Annotated in this window: 19 protein-coding genes; 9 read left to right on the forward strand and 10 right to left on the reverse strand. The window is 63.4% G+C overall.

Features of this window, described 5'->3' with window-relative positions; genetic code table 11:
• Nucleotides 1-16: 16 nt before the first annotated feature.
• Nucleotides 17-925 carry a LysR substrate-binding domain-containing protein gene (locus tag AC1RWL_RS03915; RefSeq protein WP_493093147.1) on the reverse strand — a complete coding sequence of 303 codons (909 nt, stop codon included), beginning with the start codon at nucleotides 923-925 and terminating at the stop codon, nucleotides 17-19.
• Between the two features lie 108 nt (nucleotides 926-1,033).
• Here AC1RWL_RS03915 and AC1RWL_RS03920 point away from each other — a divergent pair, with 108 nt between their 5' ends.
• The 6 genes from AC1RWL_RS03920 to AC1RWL_RS03945 all read left to right on the forward strand — a co-directional run bounded on the left by AC1RWL_RS03920 (nucleotide 1,034) and on the right by AC1RWL_RS03945 (nucleotide 5,167).
• The gene (locus AC1RWL_RS03920) at nucleotides 1,034-1,708 is read left to right on the forward strand and encodes a cysteine hydrolase family protein (protein ID WP_493093146.1); all 675 of its coding nucleotides are present in this window, start codon (nucleotides 1,034-1,036) and stop codon (nucleotides 1,706-1,708) included.
• Complete coding sequence (locus AC1RWL_RS03925) at nucleotides 1,705-2,007, forward strand: GYD domain-containing protein (protein ID WP_493093145.1); 303 nt, start codon at nucleotides 1,705-1,707, stop codon at nucleotides 2,005-2,007. Before AC1RWL_RS03920 ends, AC1RWL_RS03925 begins: the two co-directional genes overlap by 4 nt.
• A 121-nt stretch (nucleotides 2,008-2,128) precedes the next feature.
• The gene (locus AC1RWL_RS03930) at nucleotides 2,129-2,968 is read left to right on the forward strand and encodes a transporter substrate-binding domain-containing protein (RefSeq protein WP_493093144.1); all 840 of its coding nucleotides are present in this window, start codon (nucleotides 2,129-2,131) and stop codon (nucleotides 2,966-2,968) included.
• 16 nt (nucleotides 2,969-2,984) lie between these two features.
• On the forward strand, nucleotides 2,985-3,662 hold the full coding sequence (locus AC1RWL_RS03935; RefSeq protein WP_435264707.1) for an amino acid ABC transporter permease: 678 nt from the start codon (nucleotides 2,985-2,987) through the stop codon (nucleotides 3,660-3,662).
• Between the two features lie 24 nt (nucleotides 3,663-3,686).
• The gene (locus tag AC1RWL_RS03940; protein ID WP_493093143.1) at nucleotides 3,687-4,427 is read left to right on the forward strand and encodes an amino acid ABC transporter ATP-binding protein; all 741 of its coding nucleotides are present in this window, start codon (nucleotides 3,687-3,689) and stop codon (nucleotides 4,425-4,427) included.
• Nucleotides 4,424-5,167, forward strand: a complete 744-nt coding sequence (locus tag AC1RWL_RS03945; RefSeq protein ID WP_493158226.1) for an MBL fold metallo-hydrolase — start codon at nucleotides 4,424-4,426, stop codon at nucleotides 5,165-5,167. Before AC1RWL_RS03940 ends, AC1RWL_RS03945 begins: the two co-directional genes overlap by 4 nt.
• A gap of 12 nt (nucleotides 5,168-5,179) precedes the next feature.
• Here AC1RWL_RS03945 and AC1RWL_RS03950 read toward each other — a convergent pair whose 3' ends face one another.
• The 3 genes from AC1RWL_RS03950 to AC1RWL_RS03960 all read right to left on the reverse strand — a co-directional run bounded on the left by AC1RWL_RS03950 (nucleotide 5,180) and on the right by AC1RWL_RS03960 (nucleotide 6,989).
• Nucleotides 5,180-5,500 carry a low molecular weight protein tyrosine phosphatase family protein gene (locus tag AC1RWL_RS03950; RefSeq protein WP_493093141.1) on the reverse strand — a complete coding sequence of 107 codons (321 nt, stop codon included), beginning with the start codon at nucleotides 5,498-5,500 and terminating at the stop codon, nucleotides 5,180-5,182.
• Between the two features lie 107 nt (nucleotides 5,501-5,607).
• Nucleotides 5,608-6,210: an NADPH-dependent F420 reductase gene (locus AC1RWL_RS03955; protein ID WP_493093140.1), complete on the reverse strand. Its 603-nt coding sequence runs from the start codon at nucleotides 6,208-6,210 to the stop codon at nucleotides 5,608-5,610.
• Nucleotides 6,211-6,236: 26 nt separating this feature from the next.
• Entirely contained in the window at nucleotides 6,237-6,989 is a 753-nt protein-coding gene (locus tag AC1RWL_RS03960; RefSeq protein ID WP_493093139.1) for a 3-oxoacyl-ACP reductase family protein, read from the reverse strand.
• Between the two features lie 104 nt (nucleotides 6,990-7,093).
• On the opposite strand from AC1RWL_RS03960, the gene AC1RWL_RS03965 reads away from it, so the two are divergent.
• On the forward strand, nucleotides 7,094-8,023 hold the full coding sequence (locus tag AC1RWL_RS03965; RefSeq protein ID WP_493093138.1) for a LysR family transcriptional regulator: 930 nt from the start codon (nucleotides 7,094-7,096) through the stop codon (nucleotides 8,021-8,023).
• Between the two features lie 13 nt (nucleotides 8,024-8,036).
• On the opposite strand, the gene AC1RWL_RS03970 is transcribed toward AC1RWL_RS03965, so the two are convergent.
• The 4 genes from AC1RWL_RS03970 to AC1RWL_RS03985 all read right to left on the reverse strand — a co-directional run bounded on the left by AC1RWL_RS03970 (nucleotide 8,037) and on the right by AC1RWL_RS03985 (nucleotide 10,377).
• Nucleotides 8,037-8,363 (reverse strand): Atu4866 domain-containing protein, encoded by a 327-nt coding sequence (locus tag AC1RWL_RS03970; RefSeq protein ID WP_493093137.1) that lies wholly within the window; start codon nucleotides 8,361-8,363, stop codon nucleotides 8,037-8,039.
• Entirely contained in the window at nucleotides 8,363-9,091 is a 729-nt protein-coding gene (locus AC1RWL_RS03975; RefSeq protein ID WP_493093837.1) for an SDR family oxidoreductase, read from the reverse strand. Before AC1RWL_RS03975 ends, AC1RWL_RS03970 begins: the two co-directional genes overlap by 1 nt.
• A 159-nt stretch (nucleotides 9,092-9,250) precedes the next feature.
• Nucleotides 9,251-9,382 (reverse strand): hypothetical protein, encoded by a 132-nt coding sequence (locus AC1RWL_RS03980; RefSeq protein WP_256114827.1) that lies wholly within the window; start codon nucleotides 9,380-9,382, stop codon nucleotides 9,251-9,253.
• Between the two features lie 104 nt (nucleotides 9,383-9,486).
• Nucleotides 9,487-10,377 carry a LysR family transcriptional regulator gene (locus AC1RWL_RS03985; RefSeq protein WP_493093136.1) on the reverse strand — a complete coding sequence of 297 codons (891 nt, stop codon included), beginning with the start codon at nucleotides 10,375-10,377 and terminating at the stop codon, nucleotides 9,487-9,489.
• Between the two features lie 106 nt (nucleotides 10,378-10,483).
• On the opposite strand from AC1RWL_RS03985, the gene AC1RWL_RS03990 reads away from it, so the two are divergent.
• Entirely contained in the window at nucleotides 10,484-10,972 is a 489-nt protein-coding gene (locus tag AC1RWL_RS03990) for a carboxymuconolactone decarboxylase family protein (RefSeq protein ID WP_493093134.1), read from the forward strand.
• 132 nt (nucleotides 10,973-11,104) lie between these two features.
• Nucleotides 11,105-12,112 (forward strand): magnesium and cobalt transport protein CorA, encoded by a 1,008-nt coding sequence (locus AC1RWL_RS03995; RefSeq protein WP_256114824.1) that lies wholly within the window; start codon nucleotides 11,105-11,107, stop codon nucleotides 12,110-12,112.
• A gap of 55 nt (nucleotides 12,113-12,167) precedes the next feature.
• Here AC1RWL_RS03995 and AC1RWL_RS04000 read toward each other — a convergent pair whose 3' ends face one another.
• Complete coding sequence (locus tag AC1RWL_RS04000; RefSeq protein ID WP_493093133.1) at nucleotides 12,168-14,141, reverse strand: methyl-accepting chemotaxis protein; 1,974 nt, start codon at nucleotides 14,139-14,141, stop codon at nucleotides 12,168-12,170.
• 126 nt (nucleotides 14,142-14,267) lie between these two features.
• The gene (locus tag AC1RWL_RS04005) at nucleotides 14,268-15,443 is read right to left on the reverse strand and encodes an MFS transporter (RefSeq protein ID WP_493093132.1); all 1,176 of its coding nucleotides are present in this window, start codon (nucleotides 15,441-15,443) and stop codon (nucleotides 14,268-14,270) included.
• Nucleotides 15,444-15,446: the final 3 nt, after the last annotated feature.

Consider the following 15,446-nt stretch of genomic DNA (forward strand, 5'->3'; position numbering starts at 1 on the left):
ATTGCTGTTCAACGGATCAGGCATTCTGCTCGCGCCCCGGGCGCAACTGTTCGACCACCCGGTCGGCCAGAGCGCGCAGGACCGGGTCGTTCGCCCGGTCGACAGGGCAGACGATGTAATATTCCCGCGCCGCGTTGATCGTGGTGGAGAACGGCTGGATGAGCCGCCCCTCGCTCAGGTAGTTTCGCGTCAGCACATCCGAGACCAGCGCCACGCCGCGGCCCTGGACGGCAGACGCAATCGCCTGCGCCACCGAATTCACCCGCACACGGGTATTGCCCTCAAGGCCGATGCGCGCGGCAACGGACCATTTTGCCCATTCCCCGCCGTCGTCTTCATGCAGCAGTGCGACCGAGCTCAGTTTTTTGTCGCGGTTGCGCAGGTCGAGCCGGGGGAACAATGTCGGCGAGCACACGGCGCAGAGCCGGACTTCGCTGAGCGAGCGCCAGTATTTTCCGGTGAAGGGCGGATTGTCGTAGACGACGGCCAAGTCGTTTTCCTCCCAGTCCACCTCCGCGGCGGTGATCGCCTCGTTGATGGTGAGATTGGCGATGCCGTGCGATTGCGCGAAATCGACGATCGTCGCCGTCAGCCAGGCGATCCCAAGCGCGGTCGGCACGGAGACCGACAGGGAGGCGGGCTGATCACCGGCGGCTATTTTCTGCGATGCCCGCGTTGCCGTGCCGAGCTGCCCGAGCGATATGGCGACGGCCTGCGAAAAATCCCTGCCTGCCTGGGTAAGGGCGACATTCCGGCCCGACTTCTGGAACAGGATGATGCCCGTCGCATCGCTCAACTTCTTCAACTGCAATGAAATCGCACTGGGGCTGAGGTTCAGTTCCTCCGCCGCATGACGCACCCCGCCGAGGCGCGCGGTCGCTTCGAAAGCCGGCAGATATTGCAGGTAGGGCGGGAGGCGGCTCATCTGGATATCCGACTGATCGTTTAGCTTTATAGAACGATATTGGTGATTTTAAATTGATTTTTTCAAACTGTTAAGAGTGCTATCCCATCGACAAAGAGGAGCGTGTTCATGATCTCGGCAAAACCATTCGACTACCCCTATGACGGCAATCTCGATGCGCGCAAAACGGCGCTGATCGTCATCGACCTGCAAGAGGATTTCCTTTCCACCACGGGGTATTTCGCCCTACAGGGTTATGATCCCGCGCCGCTGCGCGCGATCCTTCCCGCGGTAAACCAGCTCATCGCCGCCTGCCGCGAGGCTGGCATCCAGATCATCCATACGCGGCAGGGTTATCGCGGGGACCTCGCGGACATGACACCTTACGAAAAATGGCGCCGGCAGCGGTCTGGCCTTGAGGGCACCACCGCGCTGCTGCGCTCCAGCCCCGGCTTCCAGATCGTTCCCGAACTCGACGTGCGCCCGCAGGACATCATCGTCGACAAGACCTGCAACGGCGCCTTCACCTACACCGATTTCGAGCATGTTTTGCGCGCGCAGGGCATCACCCATCTGCTGTTCACCGGCTGCACGACGGATGTCTGCGTTCACACGACGCTGCGCGAAGCCTGCGACCGGAATTTCCAGTGCCTGACCATCTCCGACGCCTGCGCCAGCGGCGATCAATATGCCCACGAGGCCGCCCTCCACATGGTCACCGTCGAGAACGGCATTTTTGGCGCGCTGACCGATACATCGGCGGTGCTTGAAGGCCTGAAGAAGCTTGGAAACTCCACGAAATGAGCGAGACACAGAAATATGTTTCCCTGATGCGCCTCACGCAAAAGGGGCTCGCCGAGCTCACAGATAGCGCCAAGCGCCGAAAGGTCAGCGAGGATCGTGTCGCGGCGCTCGGCGGGCGATCGATCGCCTTCTACGCTCTGCTCGGAACCTATGATTTCATGCAGGTTTTCGAAATGCCGAGCAATGAAGCGATGATGCAATACGTGCTCACGGCGCGCCGCGATGGCCATGTCGAGCCGCTCGTCCTGCCCGCATTCGACACCGAGATTTACGGCCAGATCCTCAACGCGGTGGGTTAGTGCAATCGTTTAGTTTTTCTGCGTCTTTACAGCGAAAACATTTAGCTTGTCTGCAAAAGGCCTTCGTATACGACTTCAAAAAACGTCAATGCAAGAAGCCAAAAAACAAGGGAACACGACCATGATGAAAGCAAAACTGGGAATAAAAACGTCTCTTCTGGCAGGCACCATGCTCGCCGTCCTGCTCGGCGTGGGCACGGCTCTTTCCGCCGACCAGAAGCCCGATTTCGTATCGGGCGGCGTCCTGAAAGTCTGCACCAGCGGCGAATTCCCGCCGATGGAATATTATGAGAATCCGGGCGACAAGGATCTCGTCGGTTTCGAGATCGACGTCATCGACGCGATCGCCAAGGGTTGGGGCGCGAAGGCGGAATATGTCGTCGGCGACTTCAAGGGCCTGCTGCCATCGCTCGATTCCAAGCGCTGCGACCTGGTCGCGAGCGGCATCCTGATCACGCCCGCCCGCCTCGAAAAATACGATGGCATTCCGTATTTCAGCTCGCATATCGTGATGGTCACCGCGGCGAGCGACACAGAGACGAAAGTCCCCGCCGATGTCAGCGGCAAGGTGATGGCGATCGAGGCCGGCACCTCCTACGAAAAGATGGTCGCCGATCTCAACGCCGAACTCGAAGCCGCCGGCAAGGCGCCGATCCAGGCACAGACCTATCCCTCCGCCTCTGGCGTCATCGAGCAGATCCTCGTCGGCCGCGCCACCGCGACGATCACGCAGGATACGACGGCCGCGTACCGCATGCTCCAGGTGCCCGGCCGGCTGGCCATTCCCTATACCTACGAGCAAAGCGAAAACTACGGCATCTACCTGCGCAAGAGCGATGGCGACCGGCAGATGCTGAAGGAAGCGATCGAGGCTTTGCAGGCGAGTGGCGAGATGAAGACGCTGCTTGAGAAATGGAAGTTGCCGGAAACGGCGACCGACGTTTCCCACGACGTCAACTGACGACAGGCGGGCTACGTTGTTCCAGCTCGACCTCTTCCTGCAGGCGATCTTCAGTGCCCCCCTTTTCAAGGGGGCGCTGCTGACGATCGGCCTCTCGCTGTGCGTCATGGCCGTGTCCCTCGTGCTCGGCATGGGGCTCGGCTCCATGGCGGGCTCGCCGCGCCGCTCCGTCCGCTGGCTGGTGACGCTCTATGTCTGGCTGTTTCGAGGCGCACCCGCACTGCTCGTGCTGTTGTTCGTCTGGAACGGCCTGCCACAGATTTCCGAAATCTTTCGCGCCGGCTGGTTCACGCCCTTCGTCGCGGCCTTTCTGGCGCTTTCGCTGATCCAGATTGCCTATCTGGCGGAAATACTGCGCAGCGCCTTTGCCGCTGTGGGACGGGGGCAGCAAGAAGGTGCGGCCGCGCTCGGCATGCATCGCTGGCAGATTTTCCTGGTCATCACCATGCCGCAGGCGCTCCGGATCGCGGTTCCTTCATTGATGAACGAGTTTATCTCGTTGTTGAAGACCACGTCGCTTGCGACCGTGATCTCGCTCAAGGAACTGATGACCGTCTCGCAGTTTGCGATCGCCACGAGCTTCCGGTTCCTCGAATGGTATGGCGCAGCGCTCGTCTACTACCTCGTCATCGTCTCGGTGCTGACGCTTGCCCAGAACCGCATCGAACATGTGCTTTCGCGCGGCTATCGCTGATCGCCGCAAACCCACGGGTTGGATATGAACACGCAAACCGCAATTCAGGTTGCCGGCGTCAACAAATGGTACGGCGCCTTCCAGGTCCTCAAGGGCATCGATCTTACGGTGCACAAGGGCGAGCGCATCGTCATCTGCGGCCCGTCCGGCTCCGGCAAATCGACGCTGATCCGCTGCATGAACCGTCTGGAGGTGCACCAGGAAGGCTCGATTGTCGTCAACGGCATCGAGCTTACCAGCCAGCTCAAGCGCATCGACCGCGTGCGAAGCGATGTCGGCATGGTCTTCCAGCACTTCAACCTGTTCCCGCACCTGACGGTTCTGGAAAACTGCACGGTTGCCCAGCGCTGGGTGCGCAAGCTGCCGAAGAAACAGGCGACCGAGATCGCCATGAAATATCTGGAACGCGTGCACATTCCGGAAAAGGCCGACAAATATCCCGGCCAGCTTTCCGGCGGCCAGCAGCAGCGCGTCGCCATCGCGCGTGCCCTTTGCATGAACCCCAGCATCATGCTGTTCGACGAGCCGACCTCGGCGCTCGATCCCGAAATGGTCAAGGAGGTGCTGGACACGATGATCTCGCTTGCCGCCGATGGCATGACGATGGTCTGTGTCACCCACGAGATGAATTTCGCGCGCGAGGTCGCCAGCGAAGTGGTCTTCATGGATGGCGGCCAGATTATCGAGCGCAACAAGCCCGACATCCTGTTTTCCGCGCCGACGCACGAGCGCACGAAGCGCTTCCTCGGCAAGCTGCTGCATTGAGCGAGGCCATCGTGAACAACACGGACTGGTTTTCAAAGGAAGCGATCTCGGATCGACTCACCCGCATCTGCGAGCCGCATGTCCATAAATTCTTCCGGGCCAACATATTCCACGTCACCGGCCGGGACGCTGACCTCGTCATCGATTTCGGCATGGGCCTCGCCAACCTCAGAAGCGAGCTGCACATCCCCCCAGGCAAGCCCGTGCTCGCCGTGGCGACGCACGTTCACGTCGATCATATCGGCTCCTTCCACGAATTCGAGACCCGCTTTGGCCACGAGGCGGAAGCCGAGGCCTTCGCGCGCATGCCGGATGCGGACACGCTGGCCGACTATTTTCGCACGCAGCTGGACGCCTTGGCTGCGGTGCCTCCCACGGGCGTGACGCCGGAAGACTATAAAATCCCACCCGCACCGCTGAGCACGATCCTGGCGGAGAACGATGTCATCGACATCGGCGACGCCAGCTATACGGTCCTGCATCTTCCCGGCCATTCTCCCGGTTCCATCGGCCTGCTCGACCAGAAGACGGGCACCTTTTTCAGCGGGGATGCGATCTACCAGGGCGGCCTCGTGGACGACCTGCCGGGGTGTGACAGGGGCGTTTACCGCGAGACGATGGCGCGGCTGTCAGATCTCGATGTCCATGTGGTGCATGGCGGCCATGGCATGGAATTCGGCAGGAGCCGCATGCAGGAGATCGCGCGGGACTATCTGGAGGCGACTGCCGCCGGGAAGTGACCGGGCCCGGCCCTACAGATGCTGGGGAACTTTTGCCTTCAGCAACTGGACGAGCGCCGGGTCCATGAAATCGTAGTCGTCCGGAATGTTGAGGCAGATCAACCGCTTGCCCTTGAGAGCAGGCCGGTATTTCGCCTGGACTTTGTTCCGGTGCGCTTTTTCCATCACGAAGACGATATCGGCCCATTCGATCTGTTCGGATGACAGCGGATTTTCCGCATCGTTGTTCGTGCCCGCAGACGAAGCCTCGATGCCCGGCCAGTCTGCGAACACCTGTTCGGCGGTCGGGCTGCGCAGCTTGTTCTGGCTGCAAACGAATAGAACGTTTTTCACAGTCTCGTTCCGTCAATGCCACTTGGAGTTTCACCGGGTCCGGCTCGTTATAGAAGAGGCCGTGCGCGGGTCAACGGTGATCTGTACGCCGCTGATCCTAGCACCGTTCAGCCGAATTTCACGAGATTGAGCGCCGGCAGCGGGCCGCCGGGGAACTGGACGAGGCGGCCGCCGATGGCGATCGGCCCCAGGTCGATGCCGAAGAAGCCGAGCCGCTCGATCAGCGCGCCGACCTCGGCTTTTGCCCCGGCATCGTCGCCGGAATAGAACAGCACGCGCCGGCCGCCTTCCGCACCGGGGTCGCCGGAAAGCAAGTGCGGCTGGAGGTGGTTGAAGGCTTTCACGACGCGGGCACCAGGCACCAGGCCCGCAAAAACCTCGCTGGAGAGCCGGCCGCCCAGCTCGGCGGGCTTGAACAGCGGCGCCTCGATGGGGTTGTTGGCGTCGATGACGATGCGGCCGCCGAAGTCCGGCAGACCGGAAAGTGCCGTGGGCAGTTTCGACCAGTTGACCGCGACGAAGACGATATCCTTCGATGCCGCTTCCTCGCGGCTGCCGGCCTCGATGGTCGGGCCGATGGCGGCGACGACGTCCTTCAGGCTTTCCGGTCCGCGGCTGTTGGCGAGCGTGGCGCGGATATTGTGGTTGGCGAGGGCGGTTGCGACGGCGCGGCCGATATTGCCGGCGCCGATGATGCCGATGCTGTTCATGATCTTGCTCCTTGAGGGCTGGGGGGTCAGGCGGTCAGTCCGCCATCGGCGACGATGTCGGCGCCGGTGACGAAGGCGGCTTCGGGGCTCGCCAGAAAGGCGACGACGCTGGCGATTTCGGCAGGCTGGCCATAACGGCCGATCGCCATGCCGGGGCCGACGATCTTGGCAATGTCGCCATCCGCCGGGTTCATGTCGGTGTCGGTCGGGCCGGGATGCACCGTGTTGACGGTGATGCCCTTCGGCCCGAGGTCGCGCACGAGACTGCGGTTGAAGCCGGTGACTGCGCCCTTGGTCAGCGTGTAGAGCGAGGCGGTGGGGAAGGCGGCATACCGCGTCATCGACGAGCCGATATGGATGATGCGGCCGCCCGGCTTCATGTGCCGCACCGCTTCCTGCGTCGCGACGAAGACGCCCGTCACATTGACGGCGATCATGCGCTCATAGGTCTCGAAGGCGATGTCCTCGATCGGCCCGCCGAGCCCGAGGCCAGCATTGTTGACCAGGATGTCGATGCTGCCGAACGTCTCGACGGTTTTTGCCACGGCGGCGCGCACCGCCTCCGGCCTGCCGGCATCGGCCTCGATGGCGATGGCCCTGCCGCCGGCCGCCTCGATTTCGGCGACGACCTGCCGTGCCCTGTCCGGCGAGGCGTTGTAGGTGAGGGCGACGGTGGCGCCATCGGCGGCGAGCCTCTTGGCGATGGCCGCGCCGATCGAGCGCGAGCCACCCGTGACGAGGGCGGCCTTGCCGGTGAGCGGGTGGGTGTTGGTGCTCATGGTCTTCACTCCATTGGTTTCGATGGAGCGAATATGGCCGGTTTATTTCCTCTCGATTAGCCGGTAATATCTTGACTTGATTTCAATCAATCATTGAAGGTTTCATGGAAACGCTGGCCAACCTGGAGAGTTTTGTCAAAAGCGCGGAGACCGCCAGTTTTTCCGAGGCTGCCCGGCGCATGGCGTTGACGCCCGCTGCCGTCAGCCGCAACGTGGCGATGCTGGAGCGGAATCTCGGCGTGCGCCTGTTCCAGCGCTCCACCCGCAAACTGGTGCTGACCGAAGCGGGCGAGCGGTTCCTCCAGTCGATCGGCGGCAATCTCGATGCGCTACAGGCAGCGATCGCCGATGCCTCGTCCGGCGCCTCCGAGCCGGCGGGTGTGTTGAAGGTCAGCCTCAGCCCCACCTTCGGCACCGCGCATATCCTGCCGCTGCTGCCGGACCTGCTTCGTAAATATCCGCGCATCCGCCCGGAATGGCATTTCGAAAACCGGCCGGTCGATCTTGTCGCCGAAGGGTACGATGCCGCGATCGGCGGTGGCTTCGAGCTTGCGCCGGGTATCGTCGCCCGCACCCTGGCGCCCGCCCATATCATCGCGGTGGCGTCGCCCGCCCACATGTCCGGCCGGGCGCGGCCGAGCGACCCTGGCGAGCTCGTGCATCTCGACGGTATCGTGATGCGCTCGCTTAAAACCGGCCGCGTCCGCCCCTGGACGATGCGTGATGCGGCCGGAAACGAGATGGCGGCGCATCTCGCTGAAACCATCGTGGTCAACGATCCGGCCGCGATGCGCGAGGCGGCAAAACTCGGCCTCGGCGTCGCCCTGCTTACCGTGCCAGATGTGCTTGCGGAGCTTGAGACCGGCGGCCTCGTGCGCCTCCTGCCGCATTGGTATGCCGATGCCGGCGCCATCTCGCTCTATTACGCCTCCCGCACCCTGCTGCCCGCCAAGACGCGCGTTTTCATCGATCTCGTCGCAGAGGTCTTCAAACGCGACCGCCTTGCCGAGCGGTTTGCCGGCAGCCTCGGCTGAGCGACAAAGGCGGTCATGGCTCCCGGTGCAGGATCATGCCGCCATGGTGCAGCACGCCGTCGATGAAGTCGCCGTCCGCGGTGAAGCCCGTATCGTCCCAGTAGTCGATATGGTTGCCGGTCACGGCGTAGCGCCCCTGATAGGCGCTCTTGCGCGCGCCGCGCGCTTCGTCATAGCGGCCGTTGGGCAGCAGCTCGTGGCGGACGTGGCCGTCTTCGGTGACCCACATGCCGACATAGGGATGCGTTTGCGTGTTCATGTTTGCCTCTGCGGAGGTGTGATGGAAAAGCGCCGAAGCGAGCGTCGCGCCAGCGAGATGGAGGAGGGAGCGGCGGCGCATTACGGCGCCGCCTTCGTCGGCCGCACGACGATCTCGTTGACGTCGACATCATCCGGCTGCTCGATGGCAAAGCGCACGGCGCGGCCGATGGCGTCCGGCTGAAGCGCAATGGCGCGGTAGGTCTTCATGGCCTCGGCTGCCACCGGATCGGTGATGGTGCCCGCAAGCTCGCTTTCCACGACGCCGGGGTGGATGCAGGTGACGCGGATGTCGTCCCGCTCCTGGCGCAAGCCGTCCGAGATGGCGCGCACGGCATATTTGGTGGCGCAGTAGACCGCCGCGGTGGGCGACACCGCCAGGGCGCCGATCGAGGCTATGTTGACCACATGGCCCGCGCCGCGCGCGGTCATTTCGGGCAGCACCGCCGCGATGCCGTAAAGCACGCCCTTTATGTTGACGTCGACCATCTGGTCCCACTCGTCGACCTTCAGGGAGGCCATCAGCGACAGCGGCATGACGCCGGCATTGTTGACGATCACGTCGATCCGGCCGTATGCGGCACGCGCCGCCTCGACGAAGGCGACGAAATCCGCGCGGTCCGTCACATCGAGCCGGCGGGTTTCGACGGTGCCGCCCTTCGCCCTGATCTCGTCGGCAAGGTCCGACAGGCGATCGGTTCGCCGCGCGCCGAGCATGAGCTTCATGCCGGCCGCGCCCAGTTCACGCGCTATGCCGGCGCCGATGCCGCTGGACGCGCCGGTGATGAGAACGACTTTGGACATTTTGATTTCCTTTCCGGTTACGCTCGAAAGGCGTTCGAGCATTGAAAGGAAATTTAGCGATCATCCATTGTCGCGATAAGTCATCCAGTAATTTCCACGTTGGGAAGATTTTCTAACCAATTCTTTTTGCTTGAATGCGTTTGTGTCTCAGAAAGCCATCGGCACTTACGAAAGAAAGGCCGCCATGAAGAGCAGCATGGCGGCGCTGAGCAGCAGGCCAACGGCCAGGTTTACGAGGGGACGGGCTTCGAACGTCGCCTTTCGGTAGGGAAGGTGGGCGTGCTTGTTCTTATCCATGTCGCTACTCCTGTTAAGTGCACAGGATGTACGAACGCGCCCCCTGCTTCAGTAGGTGGCCGAATGTGAGCAGTGTGGTTAGATTTCTTGGACAATCAGCCCGGTCAACGGAGGTTTTGTACGTGCCTGACCAGGGCGCGCAGCTTTGGCGCGACGTTGCGGCGGCTTGGATAATAGAGGTAGAAACCCGGGAAACCGGCGCAGAAATCCCCCAGGATGGGGATGAGTTCGCCGCGCTCGATGGCGGCGCGATAACTTTCCTGCATGCCGAAGCTGATCCCGGCGCCGGCGATGGCGAGTTTGATCATCAGGGCCATGTCGTTGGTGGTGATCTCGGGTGAGACGGCGACGCTGAAATCCTTGCCGTCCTCCGTGAATTCCCAGCGATAGGGTGCCGCCTTCGGCGCCGGCCGCCAGCCGATGCAGCGATAACCGGGAAGCTCACGCGGGTGGGCGGGGAGGCCGAACCGGTCGCGAAAAGCCGGCGCGCAGACGGCGATCTGCCGCTCTTCGCCGGCGATGGGCACGGCGATCATGTCCTGCTCGATGACCTCGCCGAGCCGCACGCCGGCGTCGTATCCGGCGGCGACAATATCGAATTCCTCGTCCGTCACGGTGATGTCGAGCTGGATTTCCGGGTGTTCCTCGGCAAAGGCCGCCAGCATGTCGCCGGAGAGAAAGCGGTCGGCGATCGACGAAACGGCCAGCCGCAATTGTCCGCGCGGCGGGCCGCGCAGGTTCACGGTCACCTCGACCGCCGCGCGCATGTCGGCGATGGCCGGCGCCACTTCGTTGTAAAGCCGTTCCCCCGCTTCCGTCAGGTTGACGCTGCGCGTGGTACGCTGGACGAGCGCTATGCCGAGCGTCCCCTCCAACCGCGCGATCGTCTGGCTGACCGCGGAGCGCGAGACGCCCAGACGGTCTGCCGCCGCACGAAAATTCTTCTCTTCGGCGACCAGGGCGAAGATCGCGAGCGCGTTGAAATCGGCGTCCATTGGTTAGCAGTTCTTTCCATGGAAGAAAGGAATGGCAAACTTATCACAACAATGGCGCGCGTCTATCCTCGTGGTCATGGCAACCAATGATCGGAGAAAGACGACGATGACATTTCTTTCCAGCATTTCACTCGCCGGCGCCACGATCGCGCTGTCCCTTGGCGGATCGGCGGCGGTCGCCGTTGCCGAAACGACGGAACGCCGCTTGCAGCGCGGCGAGACCGTGATCCGGGACCTGAACCTCGGTGCCCCGCAACCCACGCTGGAGCGCATGCGGCAGGAATTTCCGTTCCTCGCGGAGGCGACGCAGGCCTATGCGCTCGGCGATGTCTGGTCGCGGCCCGGGCTCGACAACCGGACACGCCAGATCGCCGCCGTCGCCGCGTTCGCTGCCATGGGCGAGACCGCTTTCATGAAGATCCACGCCCAATACGCCCTCAACATCGGCGTCTCCGAGGATGAACTCAAGGAAGTCGTCTACATGATCACAGTCCCGGCCGGCTTCCCACGCGCCATCGCCGCCTCGCAGGTGCTGTCGGATCTGTTTGCGGAGCGCGCGGCATCGCCCGAGCAACCGGACGGGGACGGAAAATAACCCGCGTCTCTGGTTTTGCCGTCTAGACAATCTCTCGACCCAACCCCTCCTCGAACCCGCGGCAAAACTGCGCTAGATTAGCGGTCCTGCGCATTCGTTGCGCAGGGGAGGCATCGCGGTCGGGAGGTGGTGATGGATTATGCCCATAAGTTCGCGCCGGTCTCTGGGGAAGAGGGGATCGTCGCCTCGAGCGCCTATACGGCCGGCCGGCGCGTTGCCGATATCGCCATCGAGGAGGCCGGGGAGTGGGCAGCCAAGGATGGCCATGTCGTGTGGATCGGTCTGCTGGAGCCGAGCCGGGAGCTTCTCCTGCGCGTCCAGGCGCAATTCAACCTGCATGACCTCGCGATCGAGGATGCCGAGCACCCGCATCAGCGCCCCAAGCTGGAGCAATATGGCGATGCGCTGTTCATCGTCGCGCGCACCGCGCAATTGATCGAGCGGCGCGTCATCTTCGGCGAAACGCATCTTTTCGTCGGCAAGGGCTATATCGTCAGCGTGCGGCACGGCCCATCGACCTCCTACGCCACCGTCCGCCAGCATTGGGAAAGCTGCCCGCATTCGCTGGCCAAGGGCGAGGATTTTGTCCTCTATGCCATTCTCGATTTCATCGTCGACAACTACATGCCGGTGCTGGAACAGCTCGAATACGAGGTCGAAGAGATCGAGGACAAGGTCTTGGTGAGGCCGATGACGGCCACCGATATCGAGCGGCTCTACATGATGCGCCGCGACCTCCTGCGGCTGCGCAATGCCGCGCTTCCGCTGGTCGAGGTCTGCCGGCGGCTGACGAGCGCCGACCTGCCGCAAATCCAGGCGGCCATGCATCCGCTGTTTCGCGATGTGACCGATCACATCCGCACCGTGCAGGAAAAGATCGACAGCCTGCGCGAGGTGCTGGCCTTCGCCTTCGAGGCGAGCCTGCTGGTCGGCCAGAGCCAGGAAACGGCGATTTCCAAGAAGCTCGCCTCCTGGGCAGCGATCCTCGCCGTGCCGACCGCGCTCGCCGGCATCTACGGCATGAATTTCAACGACATGCCCGAGCTGCGAATGGAATACGGCTATCCGATGGTGCTCAGCGCCATCATTGCCACCTGTACATTCCTCTACTGGCGGTTCCGCAAGAACGGCTGGCTTTGAACCGCCAATAAGAAGGCCGGCGCGATATCGATCGCGCCGACCCTTGTAGCCTTGCTCAGAACTCGTCCCAGCCGGGCTCGGCGGCCGGAGCGGCGCTACCGCCGCCGAAGGCACTGGCCAGCTTGCCGACCATCCGCTTGGCCGGGGAGGCGACGTGGAGCGATGCGGTATTCGCCGCCTTCAGCTGCGGGCGGGTGGGCGCCGGTGCAAAGCCCCGGCCGGCGCCGGATGCGGCCGCCGCGCCGACCTGGAACTGGCCGACCAGCTCGCGCAATCTGTCGGCTTCCGTCGCCAGCGATGCGCTGGCGGCGGTCGACTGCTCGACCATGGCGGCGTTCTGCTGCGTCGTCTGGTCCATCTGGTTGACGGCGGAATTGACCTCGACCAGGCCGACCGATTGCTCGCGCGCCGAGGTGGCGATGGCGTCGAGTTGGGCGTTGATGTCGTTGACGTGCTGGCCGATCACCTTCAGCGCCTCGCCGGTCTCGGTCACGAGACGCACGCCGCCTTCAACCTCCCCGGCAGAATTCCGGATTAGCTCCTTGATTTCCTTGGCCGCCTGGGCGGAGCGCTGGGCGAGCTCGCGCACTTCCTGCGCGACCACTGCAAAGCCCTTGCCAGCCTCGCCGGCGCGCGCCGCCTCGACGCCGGCGTTCAGCGCCAGGAGATTGGTCTGGAAAGCGATCTCGTCGATGACGCCGATGATGTTGGAGATCTGGCCGGACGATCCCTCGATGCGCTGCATCGCGGTCACCGCCTCGGAGACGACCTTGGCCGAATGGTGCGCGGCGGCATTGGCCTCCGAGGCCTTGCTGCGGGCCTCCTCGGCACGCCTGGAGGACTGGGAGACATTGGCGGTGATCTCGTCGAGTGCTGCGGCGGTCTCCTCCAGGGCGGCCGCCTGCTGCTCGGTGCGGCGCGACAGGTCGTTGGCGGCCTGGCTCAGCTCACGCGAGCCGCTGTCGATCGAGACGGTGGTCTCGGAAACCGCCTGGAGCGTGGTGCGAAGCTGGCCGACGGCGGCGTTGAAATCCTGGCGCAGGCTCTCGAACTCCTCCGAGAAGGCTTGCGTCAGCTCGAAGCCGAGATCGCCGCTGGCCATGCGCTTCAGGCCCTCGGCAAGTCCGCCGGTCGCCTGCGTCATCGCGGCGGCGCGCACGCGGTCTACTTCCGTGTTGCGTTCACGCTCGGCCTCGGCGGCGGTGCGCTCAGCCGCGGAGCTCGCTTCCAGCGCGCGGGTGCGCAGGCCGTTGTCCTTGAAGACCTGCACGGCGCGGGCCATGCCGCCGATTTCATCGCGGCGTTCTGTCTCGGCAACCGTCGCGGAGAGGTCGCCATCGGCGAGCGTCGCCATGGTGGCGGACAGGGCGTTCAGCGGGCGGGTGATCCAGGCGCGCACGGCGAAGAAGCCGGCGATCATGATGCCGATGAGGCCGGCGATGACGCCGACGATGGTCGTCACGATGGTCGAATGCGACATTTCGCTGAGCTCGGCCCTGCGGGCGTCGGCAATGTCCATGATTACGGTGATCTCGTCCGTCACCTTTGCGATGGTTGCGGTGAAGGCCGGCTGGCAGGCGGTCGGGAATTCGATCTGCGCGCGGGCGATATCCGCTTCGCCGGTTGCGGCACTGGCGGCGGCGATGAGCGGGCCGCACACGGTGTTGAGTGCATTCAGCCCGTCCTCCTTGAGGATCTTGAAGCTCGCCTTGGATGGCATGGCCGCGCTCGCGAGATCAATCTGCTGGACGAAGAAGCCTTTGCTCAACTCGATATCGGCAAGGGCAGCCTTCCTGGTCTCTTCCGTGCGGGCGAGCAGCAGGTCGGCGATGCCGGAGCGGACGGAAACGAGGCTGCGGCTGGTGCGCGCAAGCGTCAGGGCGGCTGTGGATTCCTGTTCCAGCAGCGTCGTGTAGGCGTTGTTGATGAGGGACAGTCTGGAGCTGGTGTAGGCGATGACGCCGGCTACGAACAGGCCGAAGGCAAAGAGGATGACAAGGAACTTGCTGATGATCGGGATATTTCGCATGGGCGCTCACCTATCGTGGAGGGACGGCCATGGGATACAAGTAGATGGTTATGTTTCGCTTAAATTTTCAGAAAATTGCATACAATAATTGACTGACAATATTTTCGGCATGAGTTGATGTTTCGATCAGAGCCGCCGTCTCGACGCCATCAAAAACATCGCCAGAACGCAGCACAGCAGGCCAAGGGACAGGGGCAGCCCCTGATGGCCGACCAGTTGCATCGCCAGTCCCGTCGCGGGTGAGCCGACGATGCCGCCCATGCCCCAGGCGAAGGCAAAGGCCGCGTTGCCGGCGATCAGGGCCTGACCGGTGAAGCGTTCGCCGAGCTGGATCAGTGCCATGGTGTAGATGCCGAACGAAACCCCGCCCCAGACGAAGACGAGCGGCCAGATGAGCGAGGCGTTGAAGAGCAGCGGCAGCAGTGCGCAACCGGCCAGCGAAGCCAGGACACAGAAGAGCATAGTGTGCCTTGATCCGAGCCGTTCGGCGACGCGCCCGAGAACAATCTGCAGCACGGCATTGCCCGCGACGAAACAGGTGATGAGCGAAGCGGTGCGTTCTTCGGCGCTGGCTAGTGCCGCGCCATAGACGGCGAACAGCGACAACAGGACCTGCTCGAAGGCGGCGGCCGTGAAAACGGCGAACAACAGCAGCGGCGCCAGCGCGAAGAAGCCGCCGACCGATGTCGCCTCGCCCTCCCGCGGCATCTTCGGCAGGCGCGGCACGACGGCGAGCATGATGGTGCCGCAGACAAGGAAGGCCACGATGCCGATCAGGAAGGGTGGCCAGCCCTCGGCGCCGACCAGGCCGAGCGAAAGCGGGCCGATGGCGAAACCGCCCGAAACGATCGACGAATAGAGGCCCATGATGCGGCCGCGGCGCGACGCCGGCGTGATCGAGAGCAGCCAGGTCTCGCTAATCACGGAAAGCGGATTGGCGAAGAAGCCGAGCAGGAAGCGCAGCGGCATCCAGGCCCAGACGTCCTGCGTGAGCGCAATCGCGATCAGGATCAGCGCGGCCAGCACCGAACACAGGATCGCAAGCCCCGCCCCGCCCACGCGCAGCACCAGCACCGGAATGAACGGCGCGGAGACGATGAAGCCCAGCGGCGTCATCGCCGCCGACAGGCCGATCAGCCCCGATGTCGTGCCCTGCCGCTCCAGGATGAAGCTGAGTAGCGGATAGGTCAGCCCCTGCGCTACCGCAAACACCGTGACGGTCGCGATGATGCCGGCCATCGCGGCCCAGGGGATCCGGTCTTCTTGCGATGCCGTCGTGCAGGCTTGCTGATCCGATGTCATTGC

It is taken from the genome of Shinella sp. GW821-FHT10F02, assembly GCF_058809275.1.

Bases quoted from the DNA above. Each gene is read 5' to 3' on its own strand.
- AC1RWL_RS03980 (WP_256114827.1), bottom strand. From the start codon at position 9,382: ATGGATAAGAACAAGCACGCCCACCTTCCCTACCGAAAGGCGACGTTC.
- AC1RWL_RS03955 (WP_493093140.1), bottom strand. From the start codon at position 6,210: ATGAACAGCATCGGCATCATCGGCGCCGGCAATATCGGCCGCGCCGTC.
- AC1RWL_RS03920 (WP_493093146.1), top strand. From the start codon at position 1,034: ATGATCTCGGCAAAACCATTCGACTACCCCTATGACGGCAATCTCGAT.
- AC1RWL_RS03940 (WP_493093143.1), top strand. From the start codon at position 3,687: ATGAACACGCAAACCGCAATTCAGGTTGCCGGCGTCAACAAATGGTAC.
- AC1RWL_RS03970 (WP_493093137.1), bottom strand. From the start codon at position 8,363: ATGCGCCGCCGCTCCCTCCTCCATCTCGCTGGCGCGACGCTCGCTTCG.
- AC1RWL_RS03990 (WP_493093134.1), top strand. From the start codon at position 10,484: ATGACATTTCTTTCCAGCATTTCACTCGCCGGCGCCACGATCGCGCTG.
- AC1RWL_RS03995 (WP_256114824.1), top strand. From the start codon at position 11,105: ATGGATTATGCCCATAAGTTCGCGCCGGTCTCTGGGGAAGAGGGGATC.
- AC1RWL_RS03965 (WP_493093138.1), top strand. From the start codon at position 7,094: ATGGAAACGCTGGCCAACCTGGAGAGTTTTGTCAAAAGCGCGGAGACC.
- AC1RWL_RS04000 (WP_493093133.1), bottom strand. From the start codon at position 14,141: ATGCGAAATATCCCGATCATCAGCAAGTTCCTTGTCATCCTCTTTGCC.
- AC1RWL_RS03915 (WP_493093147.1), bottom strand. From the start codon at position 925: ATGAGCCGCCTCCCGCCCTACCTGCAATATCTGCCGGCTTTCGAAGCG.
- AC1RWL_RS03925 (WP_493093145.1), top strand. From the start codon at position 1,705: ATGAGCGAGACACAGAAATATGTTTCCCTGATGCGCCTCACGCAAAAG.
- AC1RWL_RS04005 (WP_493093132.1), bottom strand. From the start codon at position 15,443: ATGACATCGGATCAGCAAGCCTGCACGACGGCATCGCAAGAAGACCGG.
- AC1RWL_RS03985 (WP_493093136.1), bottom strand. From the start codon at position 10,377: ATGGACGCCGATTTCAACGCGCTCGCGATCTTCGCCCTGGTCGCCGAA.
- AC1RWL_RS03960 (WP_493093139.1), bottom strand. From the start codon at position 6,989: ATGAGCACCAACACCCACCCGCTCACCGGCAAGGCCGCCCTCGTCACG.
- AC1RWL_RS03930 (WP_493093144.1), top strand. From the start codon at position 2,129: ATGATGAAAGCAAAACTGGGAATAAAAACGTCTCTTCTGGCAGGCACC.